We start from the raw sequence: 20,288 nt of genomic DNA, 5'->3' as shown, positions 1-20,288 counted from the left end.
AAAAAAGCAATATACACCGATTTGTATATTGCTTCCTTTTACTTATTTGTTTAATTCGTATTCTTCTTTTACGAATTGTCCTTCGTGGCGAACTCGTTTGTAGCTTGCAAATGCTTCCATAAATCCAACTAGGATGAATACGGCTGCAATCATAAATCCAACGAGGGTAGGATAAATGATACAAGTATTTAAGCCGAATACCATGATAAAGAGTCCTAGGGCAACGCCAGCTTTTGCTTTGTACCATTTTTTACGAATCGGTAATGTGGAACGAAATTGTCTCGTTTTATAATAAAAATAAGCTACAAAGGATACAACGATAAAAAATACAAAAATATAGTTTAACATTTTTAACCTCCCATTAAGGTGCAACAATTGCTATATGTATGTAGTGCCTTCATTATTGTAACGATTTTTTATTAAAAAAGCTAACACAACCAACAAAAAATAGTAGCTATAGGGGGAAATCCGCTTGAAATTACAAATCATCGACAAAATTGAACAATATGATACAATTATCATTCATAGACATGTTCGTCCAGACCCAGATGCATACGGGTCTCAAATGGGTTTAAAAAGATTGCTAGAAAAGAACTATTCAAATAAAACGGTTTATGCAATTGGTGAGCATGACCGATCCTTAACTTTTTTAGATACACCAGATAGCATTAGTGACGATGTATTTGAAAATGCATTAGTGATTGTAACAGATACAGCTAATACAGATCGTATTGATGATGCCCGCTATACAAAGGGCGATTTTTTAATTAAAATCGATCACCATCCAAACGACGATGCTTACGGTGATTTATTATGGGTTGATACCAATGCCAGCTCTTGCAGTGAAATGATTTATGAATTATTCGTTGAAGGACAAGCATCTAAAGGTTGGGAAATGTCAGATAATGCTGCTCGACTAATTTTTGCAGGTATCGTAGGTGATACTGGTCGCTTTTTATATCCGAGTGCATCCGTCCGTACTTTTGAAATTGCAGGTCAGTTAATTAAGTATAATTTTGATCGCAATGAAGTGTTTAATGGAATGTACGAAAAAGAACCTAATCTATTACATCTTCAAGGCTATATGTATGAAAACTTTGTAATGGATGAAAACGGGGCTTGTTCGATTAAATTATCGAAGGATCTTTTACATAAATTCAACGTCACTGCTTCTGATACTTCCTTGTTAGTCGGTTCTTTAAGCAATATTAAAGGTGTTTGTGCATGGGTTATATTCGTAGAAGAAGAGAATCAAATTCGAGTAAGATTACGTTCAAAGGGTCCTATTATTAATGAGTTGGCGAAGAAGTATAATGGCGGTGGCCATCCGTTAGCATCTGGTGCAACCGTGTACTCATGGGAAGAAGCGGAACGATTAATTGAAGATTTAAAAGTGCTTTGTCAAAATTATAACTAATATAGGAGGGATGAAGTTTGACAGTCGTATATCCGCAAATACGAACAAGTGCAGATCTATTAAAAAGTACAATTCGTATGGAAGAGCTCATCCCTTTTTTACAATCCCAAAAGGCAGAAGCGTGTGCAATGGTAAATACGAAATTGTACGGGCTTTTGCCTTTTTGGCATTCATTAAAACAAGCAGGAATCCATCCAGTAGTTGGATTGTCTGTCCAAGTACAATTTTCGAAGGATCATTCATTACCTCTCTTAATTTACGCTCAAACGGATGGTGGCTATAAAAATTTATTAAAAATTAGTAGTGCCATATCCATTCGAGAAGATGAACTGTTACCGTGGCGTTGGTTAGCAGCTTATTCAAAAGGATGTGCCGTCGTCATCCCAACATCAGAAAGTTTACTAAAGGAACAATACATCTCTTTTATTCAACAAATGGTGGAAACGTTCCATTCGAATCTTTATATGGGGATCTCTCGTAGTGGAGGGATGGTTTCTTCCTTCGAAGGGCAAATTGTACAACTAAGTCATCAATTGCAAATAAAATGTATGGCGATTCATGAATGTTTATATATGAATCGGGAAGATTATTTTGCTTATAAAGTAGCCCGGGCTATTGAAACTGGCGTGAAATTAAATGAGAGCACTCAAATAGAGCAAGAAAATCAATATATGCCTACTGCAATGGAGTGGCGGGAATGGTTTAAGGATACCCCCCAATGGTTAGAAGAAAGCAGACAATTTTTATTAAATTGCCAAGTGGAACTAACAAAGGAGCAATATTTTATGCCGAAGTTTCCTTTACAACAAGGGCAAAGGGCGGAAGATGTGCTGACTGAAAAGGCTTTTGAAGGGTTAAAGGAACGTTTACAAACGGATACGCCTAATGAAATATACCGAAAACGATTGCAATATGAATTACAAGTTATCAATTCAATGGGCTACGCTGATTACTTTTTAATAGTGTCTGATTTTATGCATTTTGCAAAAAGTAAAAACATTTTAACAGGTCCTGGAAGGGGTTCCTCTGCCAGTTCCCTTGTAGCCTATTGTCTTCATATTACTCAAGTAGATCCATTACAATTTGGCTTATTATTTGAACGGTTTTTAAATCCTGAAAGGGTAACCCTTCCGGATATTGATATCGATTTTGTTGATACAAAACGGCAAGATGTTATTCAATATGTTGCTCAAAAATATGGACAACAACATGTGGCTCAAATTATTACATTCGGTACTTTATCGGCGAAGGCTGTAGCCCGTGATGTAGCGAGAATGTTTAATTTCGAAAGTGATACATTAGCGATGATTTCCAAGCTAATCCCAAACAAATTAGGTATTTCATTGCAAGAGGCTTATACAAGCTCACAACCATTTAGAACATGGATCGAAGCAGACGATATTCGGAAAACGTGGTTCCAAACAGCGAAAAAGTTGGAAGGCTTACCGAGAAATGCATCTACCCATGCGGCTGGGGTAGTTCTTAGTCCGATGCCTTTAGTGGAAGTAGTACCGATTGAAGAAGGTCATGATGGGATTTATTTAACCCAATGGCCGATGCAGGAAGTGGAACAAGTTGGTTTGTTAAAAATGGACTTTTTAGGGTTACGGAACTTAACGATTTTAGAAACGATTCGTCAATCGATTTATTACACACATAAAAAGTGGATCGATTTTAATCGAATTCCACTGGATGATGCGAAAACGTTCCAATTGTTAAGGGAAGGGGATACAACGGGTATTTTTCAGTTGGAATCAGACGGCATGAAAAATGCGTTAAAGGAAATTGCCCCTACAGAATTTTTAGATATTGTGGCTGTCAATGCCCTTTATCGTCCGGGACCAATGGAGTTTATACCTGTTTACGCTAGAAGAAAGGCAAAAAAAGAACCAGTTGTCATGCCCCATCCGGTGTTAGAGCCTATATTAAAGGAAACTTATGGCGTAATTGTCTATCAGGAACAAATTATGCAAATTGCCCATTTGTTTGCTGGTTTTACAATTGGACAGGCAGACTTACTGAGAAGAGCTGTAAGTAAAAAGAAAAGGGAAGTATTAGAACAACAGCAATCGGCCTTTGTAAAAGGTGCTGTACGTCAAGGATATCCAGAACAGGTGGCGAAGGAAGTATATGCGTTAATCGTTCGATTTGCCGATTACGGATTCCCTAAAAGCCATGCGGTAGCATATAGTTTTATTTCTTATCAAATGGCTTATTTAAAGGCGAACTTCCCAGCAAACTTCTATGCAGCATTAATGACTAATGCAACGGGTAATCCAGAAAAACTGTTCCAGCTTATTTTAGAAGCAAAGCAGAAAGGCATTAGTATATTAAGACCGTCCATTCATAGAAGTCAGCGAATTTTTACGGTTGAAGGTGGGAACATTCGATTTAGTTTATCAGCTATTAAAGGAGTTCCCCAACCCTTTTTACAAAAAATTGTTGCCCTTCGAAAGTTGAAAGAACAACCTTTTGAAGATTTATTTGATTTAGCTGTTAGTTTAAGCGGCAGTCATTTTAATCGAAAAGCAATTGAACCTCTTATTAAATCCGGTGCTTTAGATGATTTCGGAAAAGATCGGGCAACCCTTTTAGCAACGGTGGAAGCGGCAGAAAAACATGCCTCTTTAGTTCGGCCAAATGAAGAGGAAAATGATTTGTTTTCTTCGGAAGTTTTACTTTTCGGGAAACCAAAGTATGTGGAAGCTAGTCCAATACCGGATAAATTAAAACTTCAATTCGAAAAAGAAACATTCGGATTTTATTTATCCGAACATCCTGTTGCATTGGAGCGAGCTAAATGGCAGGATATCAATGCAACAACGGCAGCTATAGTTCAATTAAGACCAAATTCATTTGTCAAAATAGTAGGCATGATTGAATCAATCCGTCAAATTCGTACAAAAAAGGGTGAGTTAATGGCATTCATCCAGCTCCAAGATGAATTTGGAACGGTTTCGACTACATTGTTCCCCCAAACGTACAATGAAGTAATTGGCTGGGTTAAAGAAGACCGAATTGTTTATGTTGAAGGGGTAATAGATTATCGTAATGGTAATACACAAATAAAAGTGAAGACGATGACTAATAGCCAATAATGATATAAAATTTAAGAAGTCATTGTAAAAACTGTGCAACGTTGCACAGTTTTTTTCTTTACAAATAAAGAAACATCATGTAGGATAGGTTAAAAGTGGTCAGACCACTTTATGTTTGTTATGTGATTTAGTTTAACAATGCCCATTCATTAATTGGTCCCATGTTAAACGTATAAACGGGAGTTTACAGATTTTGTCAAGGGGTAGACTTATGTGACAAGCATAAGTCCAAAATCTGGACGCAATTACGTAAGGCGTAATTGATAATATTGAACGATAGTGTCTTTTTTTAGTTCCTATTGTCTTGCGAGGTGCTTATGGATAAAAAACAGGAAAACAAAAAAGTATTTTTAGAGATTGTCAAACAGCTGAGAGAGTTAATTAAACACGAGGGGATTCAGCCAGGAGAAAAACTTCCATCAGAACGTGTGTTATCTGAAAGGTTGAATGTTGGTCGTTCATCTGTAAGAGAAGCATTGCGAAGTTTAGAATTGCTTGGACTTATTGAAACGAGACATGGAGGAGGTACATTTTTAGCTTCCATCCATTCGAATCAATTGGTCGAAATATTAGCGTCCTTTATATTACAAGAAAATAAAGCGGTGGAAGATGTCCACACGACAAGAAGGATGCATGAAAAGGAAGCAATTCGCATTATTTGTTCGAATCAATCTTTAAGAAGTTTACCTGTTTGGGAAAGTTTGTTCATGAAACTAGAAGTGGAACATGAAGTAGTTCGAGATCATTTATTGAGGGAACTCATAATCGCTTCTGGTAATCGATTAGCTTTAAAAATTTGGATACAACTCGCGGCATATAGTGCAACACCATTAAAGAAAACGACAACAGAAGAAGAAAAAACGATGCTACAAATTCTTTTAAAATCATTGCAACTAGGCTATGAAAAGGAAGCATTGGAAGCATACGATGATTGGATTCGTTACTTAAAAAAATTAAGGGGGAAAAGCAGTGGCAATTAAAAGTTTATTATCGATTAACAAAAAGAAACAAAAAGGTGTCATTGTAGATCGTAACAAAGAGAACTCCTTTCCCGCAGATTTAATGACAAAATGTCCTGAATGTAAAAAAATTTATTTAACGAAGGAATTAGAACAGAATTTAAAGGTTTGTCCAAATTGTGATTATCATTATAAAATGACCGCTTGGGAACGCGTATCTATATTTATTGACGAAGGGACATTTGAAGCCTTTGATGACAACATTCGAACTTCCAATCCATTAAAGTTTCCATCCTATTTAGAGAAAATCGAAATCGATTCTCAAAAAACAGGATTGAATGAAGCTGTTTTAACGGGAAAAGGAAGTGTTAAAGGGGAACAAGTTGTTGTCGCTATAATGGACTCCCATTTCCGTATGGGTTCAATGGGTTCAGTCGTTGGTGAAAAAATTACTCGCGCAATTGAGAAAGCAACAGAATTGCAAGTACCATTCATTATTTTCACAGCTAGTGGCGGTGCGCGTATGCAAGAAGGGGTTCTTTCCCTTATGCAAATGGCGAAAACGAGTGTTGCTTTAAAACGACATAGTGATCAAGGATTGTTATTCATATCCGTTATGACCCATCCTACAACTGGTGGAGTTTCTGCAAGTTTTGCTTCTGTAGGTGATTTAAATATTGCAGAACCCCAAGCATTAATAGGATTTGCAGGTAGAAGGGTTATTGAACAAACTGTTCGCGAAAAATTACCGGATGATTTCCAAACGGCAGAATTTTTACTTGCCCATGGACAATTGGACGCGATTTTCCATAGAAAAGAAATGCGCGATAAACTTGCAACAGTTGTGAGATTACATCGTAAAGGAGGCATATCTCATGTCTAAATCAATGGCGTTTGAAGAACCTATTGTAAAACTTCGAGAAAAGATTGATGAATTAAAAGAAATCGCTAAAAATGCAGATGTGGATATGTCTGATGAAATTGTAACGTTAGAAACAAGACTAAAACAATTAGAAACGCAAATTTATTCTAATATGGAGCCTTGGGATCGGGTACAAGTTGCAAGACATGCCCAACGTCCAACGACAATGGATTATATAGAAGAAATTTTTGAAGATTTTATCGAGTTACATGGCGATCGTTTCTATGGGGATGATGAAGCAATCGTTGGGGGAATAGCAAGTTTTAATGGACAACCGATAACAGTTATCGGTCACCAACGGGGGAAAACAACAAAAGAAAATATTCGAAGAAATTTCGGGATGCCCCACCCAGAAGGATACCGAAAAGCTTTACGTTTAATGAAGCAAGCGGAAAAATTTAAACGACCAATTATTTGTTTCATCGATACGAAAGGTGCTTATCCTGGGAAAGCAGCAGAAGAGCGCGGACAAAGTGAAGCCATAGCAAAAAATCTAGTTGAAATGGCAGGACTTAAAGTACCCGTTATTAGTATCGTTATTGGTGAAGGGGGAAGTGGAGGAGCATTAGCTTTAGGGGTAGCTAATAAAATTTATATGCTTGAAAACTCTACGTACTCTGTTATTTCTCCAGAAGGGGCAGCATCGATTTTATGGAAAGATGCAGCTTTAGCAAAACAAGCAGCAGAAGCGATGAAAATCACTGCATATGATTTGAAAAATATGGACATTATTGATGATATTGTTCCGGAAGTCGCAGGGGGAGCGCATCGGGATATTCACGTTCAAGCAACATCATTAAAAGAATGTCTAGAAAAGGCATTAGCAGAATTAAATGTATTATCGGAAGAAGAATTAATCGAAGATCGTTATAAAAAGTTTCGAAAAATCGGTCAGTTTAAAGAAGAAGACGAAGTATAATCAAAAAGCGTTTGCGCTTTTCATGAATAAATTTCATTTTCATTTCCATACTTTATATGGTTGGAAAGAGCTCGTCTGAAATAAAAATGACAAAATCCAAAATGGGTTTTGTCGTTTTTTTGTAATAAGGGTAAAATAAAAGTATGAATCGTTATTTTTCTTAAATTTTGATAAAAATTCCATCTTGTTTCGTAATAATTTGCTATTTTGTAAAAGTATCGTTATAAGTAGCTTTGAATAATTACAATGTCTTCATTTTATGCTAATGTGTTTAATATGAGGAAATATTAGGAGGTTTAAGAACGATGAGGAGAATAGCCGTTTTAACAAGTGGGGGAGATTCACCTGGAATGAATGCAGCTATCCGTGCGGTCGTTCGTAAAGCAAACTTCCATGGTGTTGATGTCATGGGGATTTATCATGGATATGAAGGCTTTATTGAAGGTAGAATGGAACTGTTAGATTTAGGTTCTGTTGGAGGCATCATCCAACGAGGAGGGACGAAGTTGTTTTCTTCTCGTTGTCCACAATTTAAAGAAGAACGATATCAACTACAAGGTATTGAAAAAATGAGGGAAGCGGGCGTAGAAGGTCTTGTTGTAATAGGGGGAGATGGTTCTTATCGCGGTGCATTGGCTCTAACTAAAAAAGGATTTCCTTGTGTTGGCGTACCAGGAACAATTGATAATGACATACCTGGTACCGAATATACAATTGGTTTTGATACAGCATTAAATACCGTTATCGAATCGATAGATAAAATTCGAGATACTGCAACGAGTCATGAAAATTCCTTTGTTGTGGAAGTAATGGGAAGGGATGCTGGGGATATTGCCTTATGGGCAGGGCTAGCTGCAGGTGCTGAATCAATATTAATACCTGAAGAAGAGTATGACATCGATGATATCATTAGTAGAATACAGCACGGTGTTTCCCGAGGCAAAAAACATAGTATTATTATTGTTGCTGAAGGTGTAATGTCAGGAAATGAACTAGCAAAACTTTTGAAAGAAAAGGGAAATATTACAACGAGAGTTTCTGTATTAGGACATATCCAACGGGGAGGTTCGCCTTCTGCTCGAGATCGGGTTTTAGCTGGCCGCCTTGGTGCAAAGGCAGTGGAAGTATTACTGGAGGGCAAAGGTGGAAGAGCAGTAGGTATAAAAAATCATCAAGTATATGATTATGATTTAGAAGATGCATTTACAAAAAAACATAAAGCAGATCTTTCGTTATATTCATTATCAAAAGAACTGTCAATATAATAAAAAACGGAGAGAATAATATATGAGAAAAACAAAAATTGTATGTACAATCGGTCCAGCAAGTGAATCACCAGAAATCCTTGCAGAATTAATGAATGCTGGTATGAACGTTGCAAGGTTGAATTTTTCCCATGGTAGTCATGAAGAGCATGCTGTAAGAATTGCAACGATTCGTGATGTTGCTGAAAAGTTAGGGAAAACAGTAGGGATTTTACTTGATACGAAAGGTCCTGAGATCCGTACCCATACAATGGAAAATGGTGAATTACATTTAACACAAGGACAAGTCATCGATATTTCCATGACGGAAGTAGTAGGAAATGAAAAACGTTTTTCGGTTACTTATGATCAGTTAATTGAAGATGTAAACCAAAATGACAAAATTCTTTTAGATGACGGTTTAATTGAACTTCGTGTTTTAGCGAAGGATATGGAAGAGGGATTAATCCATACGATTGTTGAAAATGCGGGTGTGCTAAAAAATAAAAAAGGTGTAAACGTTCCTGGTGTTTCTGTAAAACTACCTGGTATTACAGAAAAGGATGCGCAAGATATTTTATTTGGTATTGAACAAGGAGTCGACTTTATTGCTGCTTCCTTCGTTCGTACGCCAAAAGATGTTCTTGAAATTCGAGAATTACTTGAACAAAACGGTGGTAGCCATATTCAAATTATCCCTAAAATTGAAAACCAAGAAGGGGTCGATAATATTGATGAAATTATCGAAGTATCCGATGGTTTAATGGTTGCCCGCGGTGACTTAGGTGTAGAAATTCCTGCAGAAGTCGTACCACTAGTACAAAAATCGTTAATTAAAAAATGTAACTTAGTTGGTAAACCGGTTATTACTGCAACACAAATGTTAGATTCTATGCAACGTAATCCACGTCCAACACGGGCAGAGGCAAGCGATGTTGCCAACGCGATTATTGATGGTACAGATGCGATAATGCTTTCTGGCGAGACAGCAGCAGGTCTATATCCTGTAGAATCTGTCCGTACTATGAATAACATTGCCGAGTATACAGAAAACTCATTAGATTATCGCAACATTGTTACAACTCGTAGCAAAGAAAAAGGCTCTACAATGACAGAAGCCCTTTCACAAGCGGTTGCTTATACGTCCATTAATTTAGGAGTAAAAGCGGTTCTTGCACCAACAGCTAGCGGAACTACTGCTAGAATGATTGCAAAATACCGTCCTGGTGTTTCGATTATTGCCATTACAAATATTAAATCAACAGCTCAAAAATTAACTCTAGTTTGGGGTGTAACACCAATTGTGACACCAAAAGTGTCCACAACAGATGAAGTGTTAGAGTTAGCTGTTGACGCATCATTGAAGCATCAGTTTGTTGATCATGGGGATGTAGTAATTATTACAGCTGGTGTTCCAGTGGGTGAAGCAGGTACAACGAACTTAATGAAAGTCCATGTAATTGGTGACTTGTTAGCGAGAGGCCAAGGTGTTGGTAAATTATCCGTTGTAGGAAATGCGGTTGTTGTGAAAAACGCAGATGAGGCAAAAAGCTACAATACGGAAGGGAAAATATTAGTCACTGTTGGTACGGATCGCGAAATGATGCCAAATATTGAAAAATGTGCAGGAATTATTACGGAGGAAGGTGGCCTAACAAGCCATGCAGCAGTTGTCGGTTTAAGTCTAGGCATTCCTGTTATCGTAGGGGTTAAAGAGGCAACAACGATTATTAAACACGGTCAAGAGATTACAATGGATGCAGAAACAGGTGTTATTTATAAAGGGCATGCTAGTGTTCTTTAAAGATTAATGGATCGATTAAATGAAAGGAGAGCATCTCAAACGGAGAGATGTTCTCCTTTTTAAAATGATAAAGAATGGAGATGAAACTTTTAATAGAGTGAATCGTATAAGAAAGAAGAATACTCTTTAAAATGGAGGGTTATTATTTTGAGAAAGATATTAGGTTTTATTATAGCAATCGGTTTATTGGAAATTGCTATTTTTATATTAGTTGGAAAAGGAATAGGTGTCTTTAACACATTATTGTTGATCATTTTAACAAGTATCATCGGTATTACTGTTGCAAAAAAACAAGGTCTTCAGTCCGTGCAAAATATACAAAATAGTTTATCTGTAGGTGAACCACCTGGACATGCGATGATTGATACCTTTTTAATCTTTATAGGTGGAATTTTATTAGTATTACCAGGATTTCTAACAGACCTTTTAGGCTTTTTATTGGTCATTCCATTTACAAGAAAGTGGTTTAAACCGGCTATTTATTTATGGTTGCGGAAAAGAATGAGAAATGGACAAGTCTTCATTATTCGTAGATAGATTTTTGCTTATATTTAACAGCAATTAATAGTAGAAACGGGCTAAGTAATATTCCGTAAAAGCCAAATAGGAGAATGGAGGCTGCGCTTATAAAGAAAGTGTGGACCGTTCGCAAGTGGAAGGTAGATGCCCACAATAAAGATTCTGCAATTTGTCGTGTTATTTGAATGAAAATATATAAAATGATCAGAGCAAAGCATAAATATTTTTCGCCGATTGAAAAGAAATAAATAGCGATCGGAATAAGAAATAGTCCTATCCCAAAGAATGGTAGAGCATCAGCTAATGAAATTAAAAAGGATTTATTAATCGGATTTTCAAATTGTAACAAAGCCAGTCCACAACTTAATAAAATGAATGTAATAACAAATAACTGAAATTCTACGTAAATGAAATAGCCGAAAAGACTTGTTGCTTTTTTAAAATAATTCTTCCATTCTTCCCGGTATTGTTTCGGAACATATATAAAAAACCATAATCGATTTTTCTTCGATTCAAATATAGAAAAGAAAAAGGCTACTAAGAAAATAAATAACTCAATAATATAAGATAAAATATCTTGTAAAATATTAGCTAGTCCCATTATAGCAGTGTCAATATAGGATAGGGACTTATTAAAAATCGTCTCTAACATAATATGATTTCCCGAATTTAAAATATCTAAGTTTTCGACTTGTACCTTTAATTCAGGATAAATAGAGATGATGCTTTGAACGGTAATATAAAAAAATGAATATGTTGCCATGAAGATTAATATAGATATAAGGATAGCACTTAATATGTATGGTATTTTTAATCGCTTATGACAAAAGTTGATGACGGGATATAAAAAATATCCGAAAAAGATTGCTAAAGAAACGGGTAATATTAACCATAAAAGGATAAAATAAACAATTAAAACTAAATATTTTATGTTATTTTTAAACGGAAAAGTATTGATTTTGTTCGTTTGCAAAGTAATCCACCTCAATTTATGTAATATCTAATCTCGTTCAACTCAATTTTTTCTCTTTTAATCCTTTTTTCCTTTCCCTAATCAATTTTTTCTTAATTTCATCTAATTTCATTCACAAAGCCGTCAAAATTTATTATAATAGTCGTGTAAGCGATTTACTTATAGGTTCATATGAGCAGAACATTTAGGTGCTATATAGAAAAGAAAGAAAGCACTTACAAACTAATAATATTAAGAAGGAGCGATTTTTTATGACAGCAACACGTGGTTTAGAAGGTATTGTAGCTGCAGAGTCAAAAATCAGTTCAATTATCGACGACACACTTACATATGTTGGATACGACATTGATGATTTAACTGAAAATGCTACATTTGAAGAGGTTGTTTACTTACTTTGGCACACTCGTCTACCAAAAGCAGATGAACTTGCCGAGTTAACAAAGGCTCTAGCTGAAAATGCTGAAGTACCTCAAGCAATCTTCGATCAATTCAAATCTTATCCATTACAAACAGTACACCCAATGGCAGCTCTTCGTTCAGCCGTATCTTTATTAGGTGTATATGACGAAGAAGCGGACGACATGTCTCCAGAAGCGAACTACCGTAAAGCAATTCGCCTACAAGCTAAAATTGCAACTGTAGTAACTGGTTTCTCTCGTATCCGTAAAGGATTAGAACCAATTGCACCAAAACCTGAATTAGGATATGCTGCTAACTTCTTATATATGTTACACGGTAAAGAACCAGCACCGATTGAAGTAGAAGCATTCAACAAAGCATTAGTTTTACATGCTGACCATGAATTAAACGCTTCAACATTCACTGCTCGTGTTTGTGTAGCTACTTTATCAGATATTTATTCTGGTATTACATCTGCAATCGGCGCATTAAAAGGTCCTTTACACGGTGGTGCTAACGAGCAAGTAATGAAAATGTTATCTGAAATCGGTTCTATCGAAAACGTTGAATCTTATATTCAAAATAAATTAGATAACAAAGAAAAAATTATGGGCTTCGGTCACCGCGTATATCGTAAAGGTGATCCACGTGCGAAACATTTACGTGTAATGAGCGAAAAATTAACAAAATTAACTGGTAAACCAGAATTATATGAAATGTCCGTGAAAATTCATGACATGATTGTTGGACAAAAAGGTCTTCCTGCAAACGTAGACTTCTTCTCTGCATCTGTATATGATTCATTAGGAATTGAACATGATTTATTCACACCAATTTTTGCAGTTTCTCGTACATCTGGATGGATTGCACATATTTTAGAACAATATGCGAACAATCGTTTAATTCGTCCTCGTGCAGAATATATTGGACCTGGAATGCAAAAATATGTCCCAATTGATGAGCGATAATTTTATAAAAATATGCTAAAATTGTCTAGGACTGTATTTTTCATAAATTAGTCGGTATGTTACCGACTAATTTATGGCAATTGGCTCCTGTGGGTGTTACAGATTTTTTATCGATTTAAGATATGAAATCTGAATTAGTTACCTAAGGTGTAATTGATCAAATACGGTTCTAGACTTATGAATTTAGGAGGCAACATTCATGACTAACGGTAAAATTGTAGTAGAAAACGGTGTACTTAAAGTACCAAATAACCCAACAATCCCTTTCATCGAAGGTGACGGAATTGGTCCTGATATTTGGGCTGCAGCATCTCGTGTAATCGATGCAGCTGTTGAAAAAGCATACAACGGTGAAAAGAAAATTGAATGGTTAGAAGTACTTGCTGGTGAAAAAGCATTCAACCAAACTGGTGAATGGTTACCACAAGAAACTTTAGATAAAATCAATGAATACTTAATCGCTATTAAAGGACCTCTTACAACTCCAATTGGTGGCGGTATTCGTTCTCTAAACGTAGCATTACGTCAACAACTTGATTTATATGTATGTTTACGTCCTGTACGTCACTTCGAAGGTGTTCCTTCTCCAGTAAAACATCCAGAAGATGTAGATATGGTTATCTTCCGTGAAAATACAGAAGATATTTACGCTGGTATTGAATATGCTCAAGGTTCAGAAGAAGTGAAAAAAGTAATTAACTTCTTAAAAGAAGAAATGGGTGTTAACAAAATCCGCTTCCCAGAAACTTCTGGTATCGGTATTAAACCAGTTTCAGTTGAAGGTACTGAACGTTTAGTACGTGCTGCAATTGAGTACGCTATTAAACATAACCGTCCATCTGTAACATTAGTTCACAAAGGTAACATCATGAAATTCACTGAAGGTGGATTCAAACAATGGGGTTACGCTTTAGCTGAACGTGAATATGGCGATAAAGTATTCACTTGGGATCAATATGACAGAATTAAAGAAGCTGAAGGTGTAGAAGCTGCTAACAAAGCTCAAGACGAAGCTGTAGCTGCTGGTAAAGTAATCATTAAAGATTCTATCGCTGATATCTTCTTACAACAAATTTTAACTCGTCCAAAAGAGTTCGACGTAGTTGCTACAATGAACTTAAATGGTGACTATATTTCTGATGCATTAGCTGCGCAAGTTGGTGGTATCGGTATTGCACCAGGAGCTAACATTAACTATGTAACTGGACATGCAATCTTCGAAGCAACACACGGTACAGCTCCTAAATATGCTGGATTAGATAAAGTAAACCCATCTTCAGTATTACTTTCAGGTGTACTAATGCTTGAACACTTAGGATGGCAAGAAGCTGCAGACTTAGTGACTGCATCTGTTGAAAAAACAATCGCTTCTAAAGTTGTAACTTATGACTTTGCTCGTTTAATGGACGGTGCAACAGAAGTGAAATGTTCTGAATTCGCTAATGAATTAATTAAAAACCTTTAATTCTCCATAAGCGATTTCTAACAATATGAATAATTGGGTAGCTTTTGTGTATAAAGTAGTATTCATTTACTTTATGCACGAATAGCTACCCTTATTTATTTTAGTTCAGAATTTTGTCAATAAGGGGGTAAATTCCTATATAATAAGGATTTAATAAGTCTCCTATTTTATCACATCCGATTTATTACATATTCTCTTCTCATTCTAAAGTAGCATGTTTGTCGAAAAGGCATATTTTTGAAATGTTCTGATTAACTTCAACTTTCCATATAATATTGTTATTTTCTGAAATAATTGATACTATGAAATTAATCTCACTATAAAGGGGTTGCTTAATTGCTGCTACGGAAGGGTATAAAACTTGGAAAGAAAATTGATGAAATTACTGTTGGCGAAAAGTTACAAATAACTGAAAAAATCGAGGATAAAGATTTACTTTTATATTTAGGCTTAACAAATGACAGTAATCCACTCTATATTCAACATGATTATGCTCTTGAAACACCATTTAAAAAGCCGATTGTACCGACAATCATGTTAAATGGAATCATTACTTCTGCTATATCGAAACATATGCCTGGTCCTGGTTCCCATGTTCGTGAACAAAATTTAATTTATTTGGAACCGGTCTATCATAACGAAACGATAGAAATCTTATTAGAAGTTCATCATATTGATATTACCCAAAATGTAGTAGATATTTATGTAAATGCTTCTAAAGATAAAAATGTACAGGTATTAGAAGGAGTTATAAAAGTATTGCCTCCCCATTAGTGAAGTGTGGCTTACTGATTTGAAATGGGGGTTTCAAATCGACGTTGGAGGTTCTTTATGTCAAAAACAATTTTAGTGGTAGAAGATGAAGTATCAATTGCAACTTTATTAAAGTACAATTTAGAACGGGTAGGATATGAAGTGCTACTTGCCCATGATGGAAAAGTAGGACTAGATATGGCAATCGAACATTCACCAGATTTAATATTATTAGATTTAATGTTACCGACGATGGATGGTATGGAAGTATGTAAAGAATTGCGCAGTCAAAAGCGAAATATTCCGATCATTATGTTAACTGCTCGTGATGATGAATTCGATAAAGTGTTAGGATTGGAGCTAGGTGCTGACGATTATATGACGAAGCCATTTAGTCCACGTGAAGTTGTTGCACGAGTAAAGGCGGTTTTACGTCGTTTTACACCTATGCAACATCAAGATCAAGATGAACCTGAAAATACCGTTTATCAATATGGTAAATTACAAGTTTATCCAAACCGTTTTGAAGCACTTTTAGACGACGAGCCTTTAGAATTCACACCAAAAGAATTCGAATTACTCGTATATTTATTAGAAAACAAAAACCGTGTGTTAACGAGAGATCAGCTGTTGAGTGCTGTTTGGAACTATGATTTTGCTGGAGATACTCGAATTGTCGACGTACATATTAGTCATTTACGAGACAAAATCGAGGAAAATAGCCGAAAACCGAAGTTTATTAAAACGATTAGAGGGATTGGATATAAATTCGAGGAGCCAAAAAATCTATGAATTCCTATCGTAACCGATTATTTTTGATTTTTATTATATTAACCGGTTCAATTTTAGCTGTCCTTGGCTTCGTTTTAGGTCAGCTATTCCCTTTTTTTATTCAAAACTTTTCAACGGAAACGAATATCGATTTAAATAAAGAGGAAATAGCCTACATTAGTAGGCATTTTAATTATATTATTACTTTCTTATTGCTCGTTTCATTAGTATTAATAGGCTGCGTTGCTAGTTATTTAATTCGAAATTTGTTAGATCCAGTTGAAAATATTACGCAAACTGCTCGTGAGTTAACAAAAGGAAATTACCGTGCGCGCGCTTATGCAGTAGGTCCAAAGAGCATTGTAGAACTAAGAAATTCTATCAATAGTTTAGCAAGGAACCTTCAAGAAATTGAAAAAACTCGGGAAATTGAAGAAGAGCGGTTAAACACATTGATTGAAAATATGGGTAGTGCTCTCATTATGATTGATCGGGAGGCGACCGTATCAATTGTTAACCGTCAATTTTTAAATGGTTTTGATTTAAACATTGAAGAAGTAAAAGGTCGAAACTTTTTAACGTTAGGTTTGCCGGAAGAATTAGAAAAGTTTATAGACCATGTTTTTTTAACTGAGTTGCCTTACAGAAAACAAGTGGAAGTAGTCGTTCATCAAGAGATCCAATATAAACAAGTTTACGGTGCACCGGTAGTAGGTGAACATGGCCGATGGTTAGGTGTTGTCATCGTAATGCATGATATATCGGAGCTAATTCGACTGGAACAAATTCGAAAAGACTTTGTTGCGAACGTTTCCCACGAATTAAGAACACCAATTACATCGATTAAAGGCTTTTCTGAAACCCTTTTAGATGGTGCTTTTAAAGATGAAAAAATGCTTCTTTCCTTTTTAGACATTATTCATCAAGAAAGTAATCGTCTACAAATGTTAATTCAAGACTTATTAGAGTTATCGAAAATTGAACAGCATGGATTTTCTGTTAATCTTATGCCGACGAGTTTACAAGAGGTTTTAATACGTTCTGTTGAATTGACTAGTCCGCGTTTAGATGAAAAAAATATGCAATTTGACGTAGATATTGTTCGAGATGTTACAGTTATGGGTGATTTCAATCGCCTAATTCAAATATTTACAAATCTAATTGCTAATTCCATCACTTATTCTCCTGAAAATACTACCGTTACCCTTCGAATAAAGGAAAATGAAGAGTATGGTATTGTGGAAGTAGAAGACCAAGGAATGGGTATTGAAAAAAATGAAATAGCCCGTATTTTTGAACGGTTTTACCGAGTGGATAAAGCTCGTAGTCGTAATTCGGGCGGCACTGGGTTAGGCCTTGCCATCGTTAAGCATTTAATTGAAGCCCATTTCGGGAAAATAAATGTGGAAAGTGAAGTAGGGAAAGGTACGTGTATGAAAGTGTATATTCCTCTTAAAAAGAGTAATTAACAATTTATTTACAAAACTGTTATTGTAAATTCATATTCGAACGATATGATGATTAACAGAAACCCCCCCTATTTCAAATTTAGTAATTAGCTTAAGTTCATAAGAAGTCCCTGAAGGAAGTGTCCCAATTTGTTGGGGCATTTTTTTGTTTTCATACGTTGTTTTAAAGGGGAAAACAAGTACTTTTATTGAAACTTTTTACATAATCGTCCGTAAATTAACTAAAGGTTCATGATACACCTTTAGAAAATAAGGGGGATTATAAATGAGTGTAAAGCGAACGTTATTATTAACAGGTCTAATTCTGCTATCCGCAGTCGCTTTAGTCGTTGTGTTCACTTCTTGGTATACAGTGGACGAATCGGAACAAGCGGTTGTTATTACATTTGGTAATGCAGATGAAACAATAACAGATTCAGGTCTTCATTTTAAAATGCCGTGGCCAATACAAAAGGTTGAAGTTCTATCAAAAGAAACATACAGTTTACAATTCGGCTATGAACAAAATGAAGATGGCGAAATTGAGGCATACGATGATGAAACGAAAATGATAACAGGTGATGAAAACATCGTCTTAACAGACTTAGTCGTTCAGTGGAAAATTACAGATCCAGAAAAATATTTATTTAATGCAGAAAATCCAAAACAAATATTACATAATGCAACGTCCAGTGCTATTCGTTCTATTATAGGTAGTTCTACAATTGATGATGCTTTAACAGATGGGAAGGCAGATGTTGAAGCCGATACGCGAAATTTGCTAGTTAGCCTCATTGAAAAATATGATATAGGCGTAAGTATTTTAGGTGTTAAATTACAAGACGTGGAATTACCAAATGATGAAGTTCGTGCTGCATTTACAGCGGTAACGGATGCCCGAGAAACGAAAAATACGAAAACGAATGAAGCGGAAAAATATAAAAACCAAAAGTTAAGTGAAGCAGAAGGGGAAAAGGATGCGATTATTTCCCGTGCAGAGGGGGAAAAAGTTGCCCGAATCCAGGAAGCTGAAGGGGAAGTAGAAATTTTCAAGAAGTTATATGCCGAATATAAAGGGAATCAAGAAATAACACGTCAACGATTAATTATCGAGACGTTGGAAAATGTGCTGCCAAATACTCAACTTTACATTATGAATGATGATGGTGAAACGTTGAAATATTTACCGTTACAACCGACAACAACTTCTCCTGTAAAGGAAACGGAAGAAACACCGGAACCGACAGCAGAAGCGTCTGAAGGGAGTGATAAACAATGAGCAACAACAAATATGATGGGGATTTAGAAAAATTTATTAAAGCTTTATTTGGCAATAAAAAGAAAAAAAATGTCGTTGATATAGAAGCGGCAAAGGTGATAAAGGAAAAAAACAACAAACAACCTATTAATGGTCGTCAATTTGCCAAATCAGCCATTTTATTCACAGCCATTTTTGCTGTATTCATTATACTCATTGCCAATGTTTATGTTGTAAAGGAAAATGAATACCGCGTCGTTCGCCAATTTGGTGAAGTGGTGAAATATGAAGAAGATCCTGGTTTAAACTTTAAAATACCATTTATTCAAAGTGTTACAACTTTACCGAAAAATTTAATGACGTATGATATGACGGAAGAAGAAATTAACACGCTAGACAAAAAGCGAATTATTATTGATAACTATGCGGTGTGGAGAGTGACAGATCCGAAAGCGCTTATTTCCAATTCTGGTAGGTTAATTAATGCGGAATCTCGTATGGAGGAGTTCATTTATTCGGTCCTTCGAAATGAGCTTGGTCAATTAAATTATGACGAAATTATTAATGATGAAAATTCATCTCGAGGTAGTATTAATGAACAAGTAACGAAAAAAGTAAATGAACTTTTAGTAAGTGGGAATTTCGGAATTGAAGTAGTAGACGTACGGATTCGTCGTACCGATTTACCTGAGGAAAACGAACAGTCTGTTTATACACGGATGATTTCTGAACGGGAATCGATTGCACAAAAATACTTGTCAGAAGGGGATGCTGATAAAAATCGTATCGAAGCTCAAACGGACCGACAAGTGAAAGAATTACTTGCAGCTGCTGAAAAGGAAGCCGCTTTAATTAGAGCGGAAGGGGAGTCTCAAGCTGCTCAAATTTATAATAAAGCCTTTTCGGTCGATCCTGAGTTCTATTCTTTATATAGAACGCTAGAGTCGTATAAACAGACGATTGGTGAAGATACAATGATTATTTTACCATCGGATTCTCCTTATGCGAAATTGTTATCGGGATATTTAGAGTAAACTACTGACATCTATAAGTATGGGAAACCATATTTATAGATGTTTTTCTTTTATAGTGTCATATTTTACTACTTTATAATAATATAATTGTTGTTATAATAAAGTTATAATTACTAGAAAGTGAGGTATGGACGTTGAGTAGTATGAATAAATGGATTCAAAATGTATTGCTGGCCTTTATAATGTCTTGTTCGATGACCGCTTTATTTAGTTCAACTCCATACTTTTGGATGAAACTAAATATTTTTCATATACCGATTCACTAGCGTCGCATTAAAATAATTCAATACCTAATTGAAATCTGAATTTTCTGTAATTCTATCTTTGCATAAAAAAA

The 20,288-nt window shown here is 35.6% G+C and carries 17 protein-coding genes; 15 read left to right on the top strand and 2 right to left on the bottom strand.

From position 1 onward, the window contains the following. Positions 1–42: 42 nt before the first annotated feature. The gene (locus ACH0B5_RS13825; protein ID WP_122971108.1) at positions 43–348 is read right to left on the bottom strand and encodes a YtpI family protein; all 306 of its coding nucleotides are present in this window, start codon (positions 346–348) and stop codon (positions 43–45) included. 124 nt (positions 349–472) lie between these two features. Here ACH0B5_RS13825 and ACH0B5_RS13820 point away from each other — a divergent pair, with 124 nt between their 5' ends. From ACH0B5_RS13820 to ACH0B5_RS13785, 8 genes are all read left to right on the top strand, one after another. Then, positions 473–1,417: a DHH family phosphoesterase gene (locus tag ACH0B5_RS13820; protein ID WP_406927974.1), complete on the top strand. Its 945-nt coding sequence runs from the start codon at positions 473–475 to the stop codon at positions 1,415–1,417. A 17-nt stretch (positions 1,418–1,434) separates the two neighbouring features. Next, complete coding sequence (gene dnaE / locus ACH0B5_RS13815; RefSeq protein ID WP_406927973.1) at positions 1,435–4,515, top strand: DNA polymerase III subunit alpha; 3,081 nt, start codon at positions 1,435–1,437, stop codon at positions 4,513–4,515. A 317-nt stretch (positions 4,516–4,832) separates the two neighbouring features. Continuing rightward, positions 4,833–5,495, top strand: coding sequence for a FadR/GntR family transcriptional regulator (locus tag ACH0B5_RS13810; protein WP_122971111.1), 663 nt, complete (start codon positions 4,833–4,835; stop codon positions 5,493–5,495). Continuing rightward, positions 5,485–6,357 (top strand): acetyl-CoA carboxylase, carboxyltransferase subunit beta, encoded by an 873-nt coding sequence (gene accD, locus ACH0B5_RS13805; protein WP_122971112.1) that lies wholly within the window; start codon positions 5,485–5,487, stop codon positions 6,355–6,357. The genes ACH0B5_RS13810 and accD overlap by 11 nt, the downstream gene beginning before the upstream one ends. Next, positions 6,350–7,315 (top strand): acetyl-CoA carboxylase carboxyl transferase subunit alpha, encoded by a 966-nt coding sequence (gene accA / locus ACH0B5_RS13800; RefSeq protein ID WP_122971113.1) that lies wholly within the window; start codon positions 6,350–6,352, stop codon positions 7,313–7,315. The genes accD and accA overlap by 8 nt, the downstream gene beginning before the upstream one ends. Before the next feature lie 305 nt (positions 7,316–7,620). Beyond that, the gene (gene pfkA, locus ACH0B5_RS13795; RefSeq protein ID WP_122971114.1) at positions 7,621–8,580 is read left to right on the top strand and encodes a 6-phosphofructokinase; all 960 of its coding nucleotides are present in this window, start codon (positions 7,621–7,623) and stop codon (positions 8,578–8,580) included. A gap of 22 nt (positions 8,581–8,602) precedes the next feature. After that, entirely contained in the window at positions 8,603–10,363 is a 1,761-nt protein-coding gene (gene pyk, locus ACH0B5_RS13790; protein WP_122971115.1) for a pyruvate kinase, read from the top strand. Between the two features lie 147 nt (positions 10,364–10,510). Continuing rightward, the gene (locus ACH0B5_RS13785; RefSeq protein ID WP_122971116.1) at positions 10,511–10,900 is read left to right on the top strand and encodes an FxsA family protein; all 390 of its coding nucleotides are present in this window, start codon (positions 10,511–10,513) and stop codon (positions 10,898–10,900) included. Here ACH0B5_RS13785 and ACH0B5_RS13780 read toward each other — a convergent pair. Beyond that, positions 10,887–11,855: an AI-2E family transporter gene (locus ACH0B5_RS13780; RefSeq protein ID WP_122971117.1), complete on the bottom strand. Its 969-nt coding sequence runs from the start codon at positions 11,853–11,855 to the stop codon at positions 10,887–10,889. The two genes, ACH0B5_RS13785 and ACH0B5_RS13780, sit on opposite strands and share 14 nt — an antisense overlap. A gap of 251 nt (positions 11,856–12,106) precedes the next feature. On the opposite strand from ACH0B5_RS13780, the gene citZ reads away from it, so the two are divergent. The 7 genes from citZ (at position 12,107) to hflC (ending at position 19,951) form a co-directional block, all read left to right on the top strand. Beyond that, on the top strand, positions 12,107–13,222 hold the full coding sequence (gene citZ, locus ACH0B5_RS13775; RefSeq protein ID WP_122971118.1) for a citrate synthase: 1,116 nt from the start codon (positions 12,107–12,109) through the stop codon (positions 13,220–13,222). 199 nt (positions 13,223–13,421) lie between these two features. Next, a complete protein-coding gene (icd, locus tag ACH0B5_RS13770; protein ID WP_122971119.1) occupies positions 13,422–14,687 on the top strand; it encodes an NADP-dependent isocitrate dehydrogenase in 1,266 nt (421 codons plus the stop codon). Between the two features lie 339 nt (positions 14,688–15,026). Further along, the gene (locus ACH0B5_RS13765; RefSeq protein WP_406927982.1) at positions 15,027–15,461 is read left to right on the top strand and encodes a MaoC/PaaZ C-terminal domain-containing protein; all 435 of its coding nucleotides are present in this window, start codon (positions 15,027–15,029) and stop codon (positions 15,459–15,461) included. 57 nt (positions 15,462–15,518) lie between these two features. Then, positions 15,519–16,232, top strand: a complete 714-nt coding sequence (locus ACH0B5_RS13760) for a response regulator transcription factor (protein WP_122971121.1) — start codon at positions 15,519–15,521, stop codon at positions 16,230–16,232. Next, positions 16,229–17,680 (top strand): two-component system histidine kinase PnpS, encoded by a 1,452-nt coding sequence (gene pnpS, locus ACH0B5_RS13755; protein WP_406927972.1) that lies wholly within the window; start codon positions 16,229–16,231, stop codon positions 17,678–17,680. The genes ACH0B5_RS13760 and pnpS overlap by 4 nt, the downstream gene beginning before the upstream one ends. Positions 17,681–17,945: 265 nt before the next feature. Then, positions 17,946–18,938 (top strand): FtsH protease activity modulator HflK, encoded by a 993-nt coding sequence (gene hflK, locus ACH0B5_RS13750; protein WP_122971123.1) that lies wholly within the window; start codon positions 17,946–17,948, stop codon positions 18,936–18,938. Continuing rightward, positions 18,935–19,951: a protease modulator HflC gene (hflC, locus tag ACH0B5_RS13745; RefSeq protein ID WP_406927971.1), complete on the top strand. Its 1,017-nt coding sequence runs from the start codon at positions 18,935–18,937 to the stop codon at positions 19,949–19,951. Before hflK ends, hflC begins: the two co-directional genes overlap by 4 nt. Positions 19,952–20,288 lie beyond the last annotated feature (337 nt).

Source organism: Ureibacillus sp. 179-F W5.1 NHS (assembly GCF_045369345.1).
In the GTDB taxonomy this organism is placed as follows: domain Bacteria; phylum Bacillota; class Bacilli; order Bacillales_A; family Planococcaceae; genus Ureibacillus; species Ureibacillus halotolerans.
This window is presented reverse-complemented; position numbering and strand designations above follow the sequence as displayed.

What these genes read in the sequence shown, in the direction of transcription:
- citZ (WP_122971118.1), top strand. Translation starts at nt 12,107, where the DNA reads ATGACAGCAACACGTGGTTTAGAAGGTATTGTAGCTGCAGAGTCAAAA.
- pnpS (WP_406927972.1), top strand. Translation starts at nt 16,229, where the DNA reads ATGAATTCCTATCGTAACCGATTATTTTTGATTTTTATTATATTAACC.
- ACH0B5_RS13825 (WP_122971108.1), bottom strand. Translation starts at nt 348, where the DNA reads ATGTTAAACTATATTTTTGTATTTTTTATCGTTGTATCCTTTGTAGCT.
- ACH0B5_RS13760 (WP_122971121.1), top strand. Translation starts at nt 15,519, where the DNA reads ATGTCAAAAACAATTTTAGTGGTAGAAGATGAAGTATCAATTGCAACT.
- ACH0B5_RS13810 (WP_122971111.1), top strand. Translation starts at nt 4,833, where the DNA reads ATGGATAAAAAACAGGAAAACAAAAAAGTATTTTTAGAGATTGTCAAA.
- icd (WP_122971119.1), top strand. Translation starts at nt 13,422, where the DNA reads ATGACTAACGGTAAAATTGTAGTAGAAAACGGTGTACTTAAAGTACCA.
- pyk (WP_122971115.1), top strand. Translation starts at nt 8,603, where the DNA reads ATGAGAAAAACAAAAATTGTATGTACAATCGGTCCAGCAAGTGAATCA.
- pfkA (WP_122971114.1), top strand. Translation starts at nt 7,621, where the DNA reads ATGAGGAGAATAGCCGTTTTAACAAGTGGGGGAGATTCACCTGGAATG.
- hflK (WP_122971123.1), top strand. Translation starts at nt 17,946, where the DNA reads ATGAGTGTAAAGCGAACGTTATTATTAACAGGTCTAATTCTGCTATCC.
- accA (WP_122971113.1), top strand. Translation starts at nt 6,350, where the DNA reads ATGTCTAAATCAATGGCGTTTGAAGAACCTATTGTAAAACTTCGAGAA.
- hflC (WP_406927971.1), top strand. Translation starts at nt 18,935, where the DNA reads ATGAGCAACAACAAATATGATGGGGATTTAGAAAAATTTATTAAAGCT.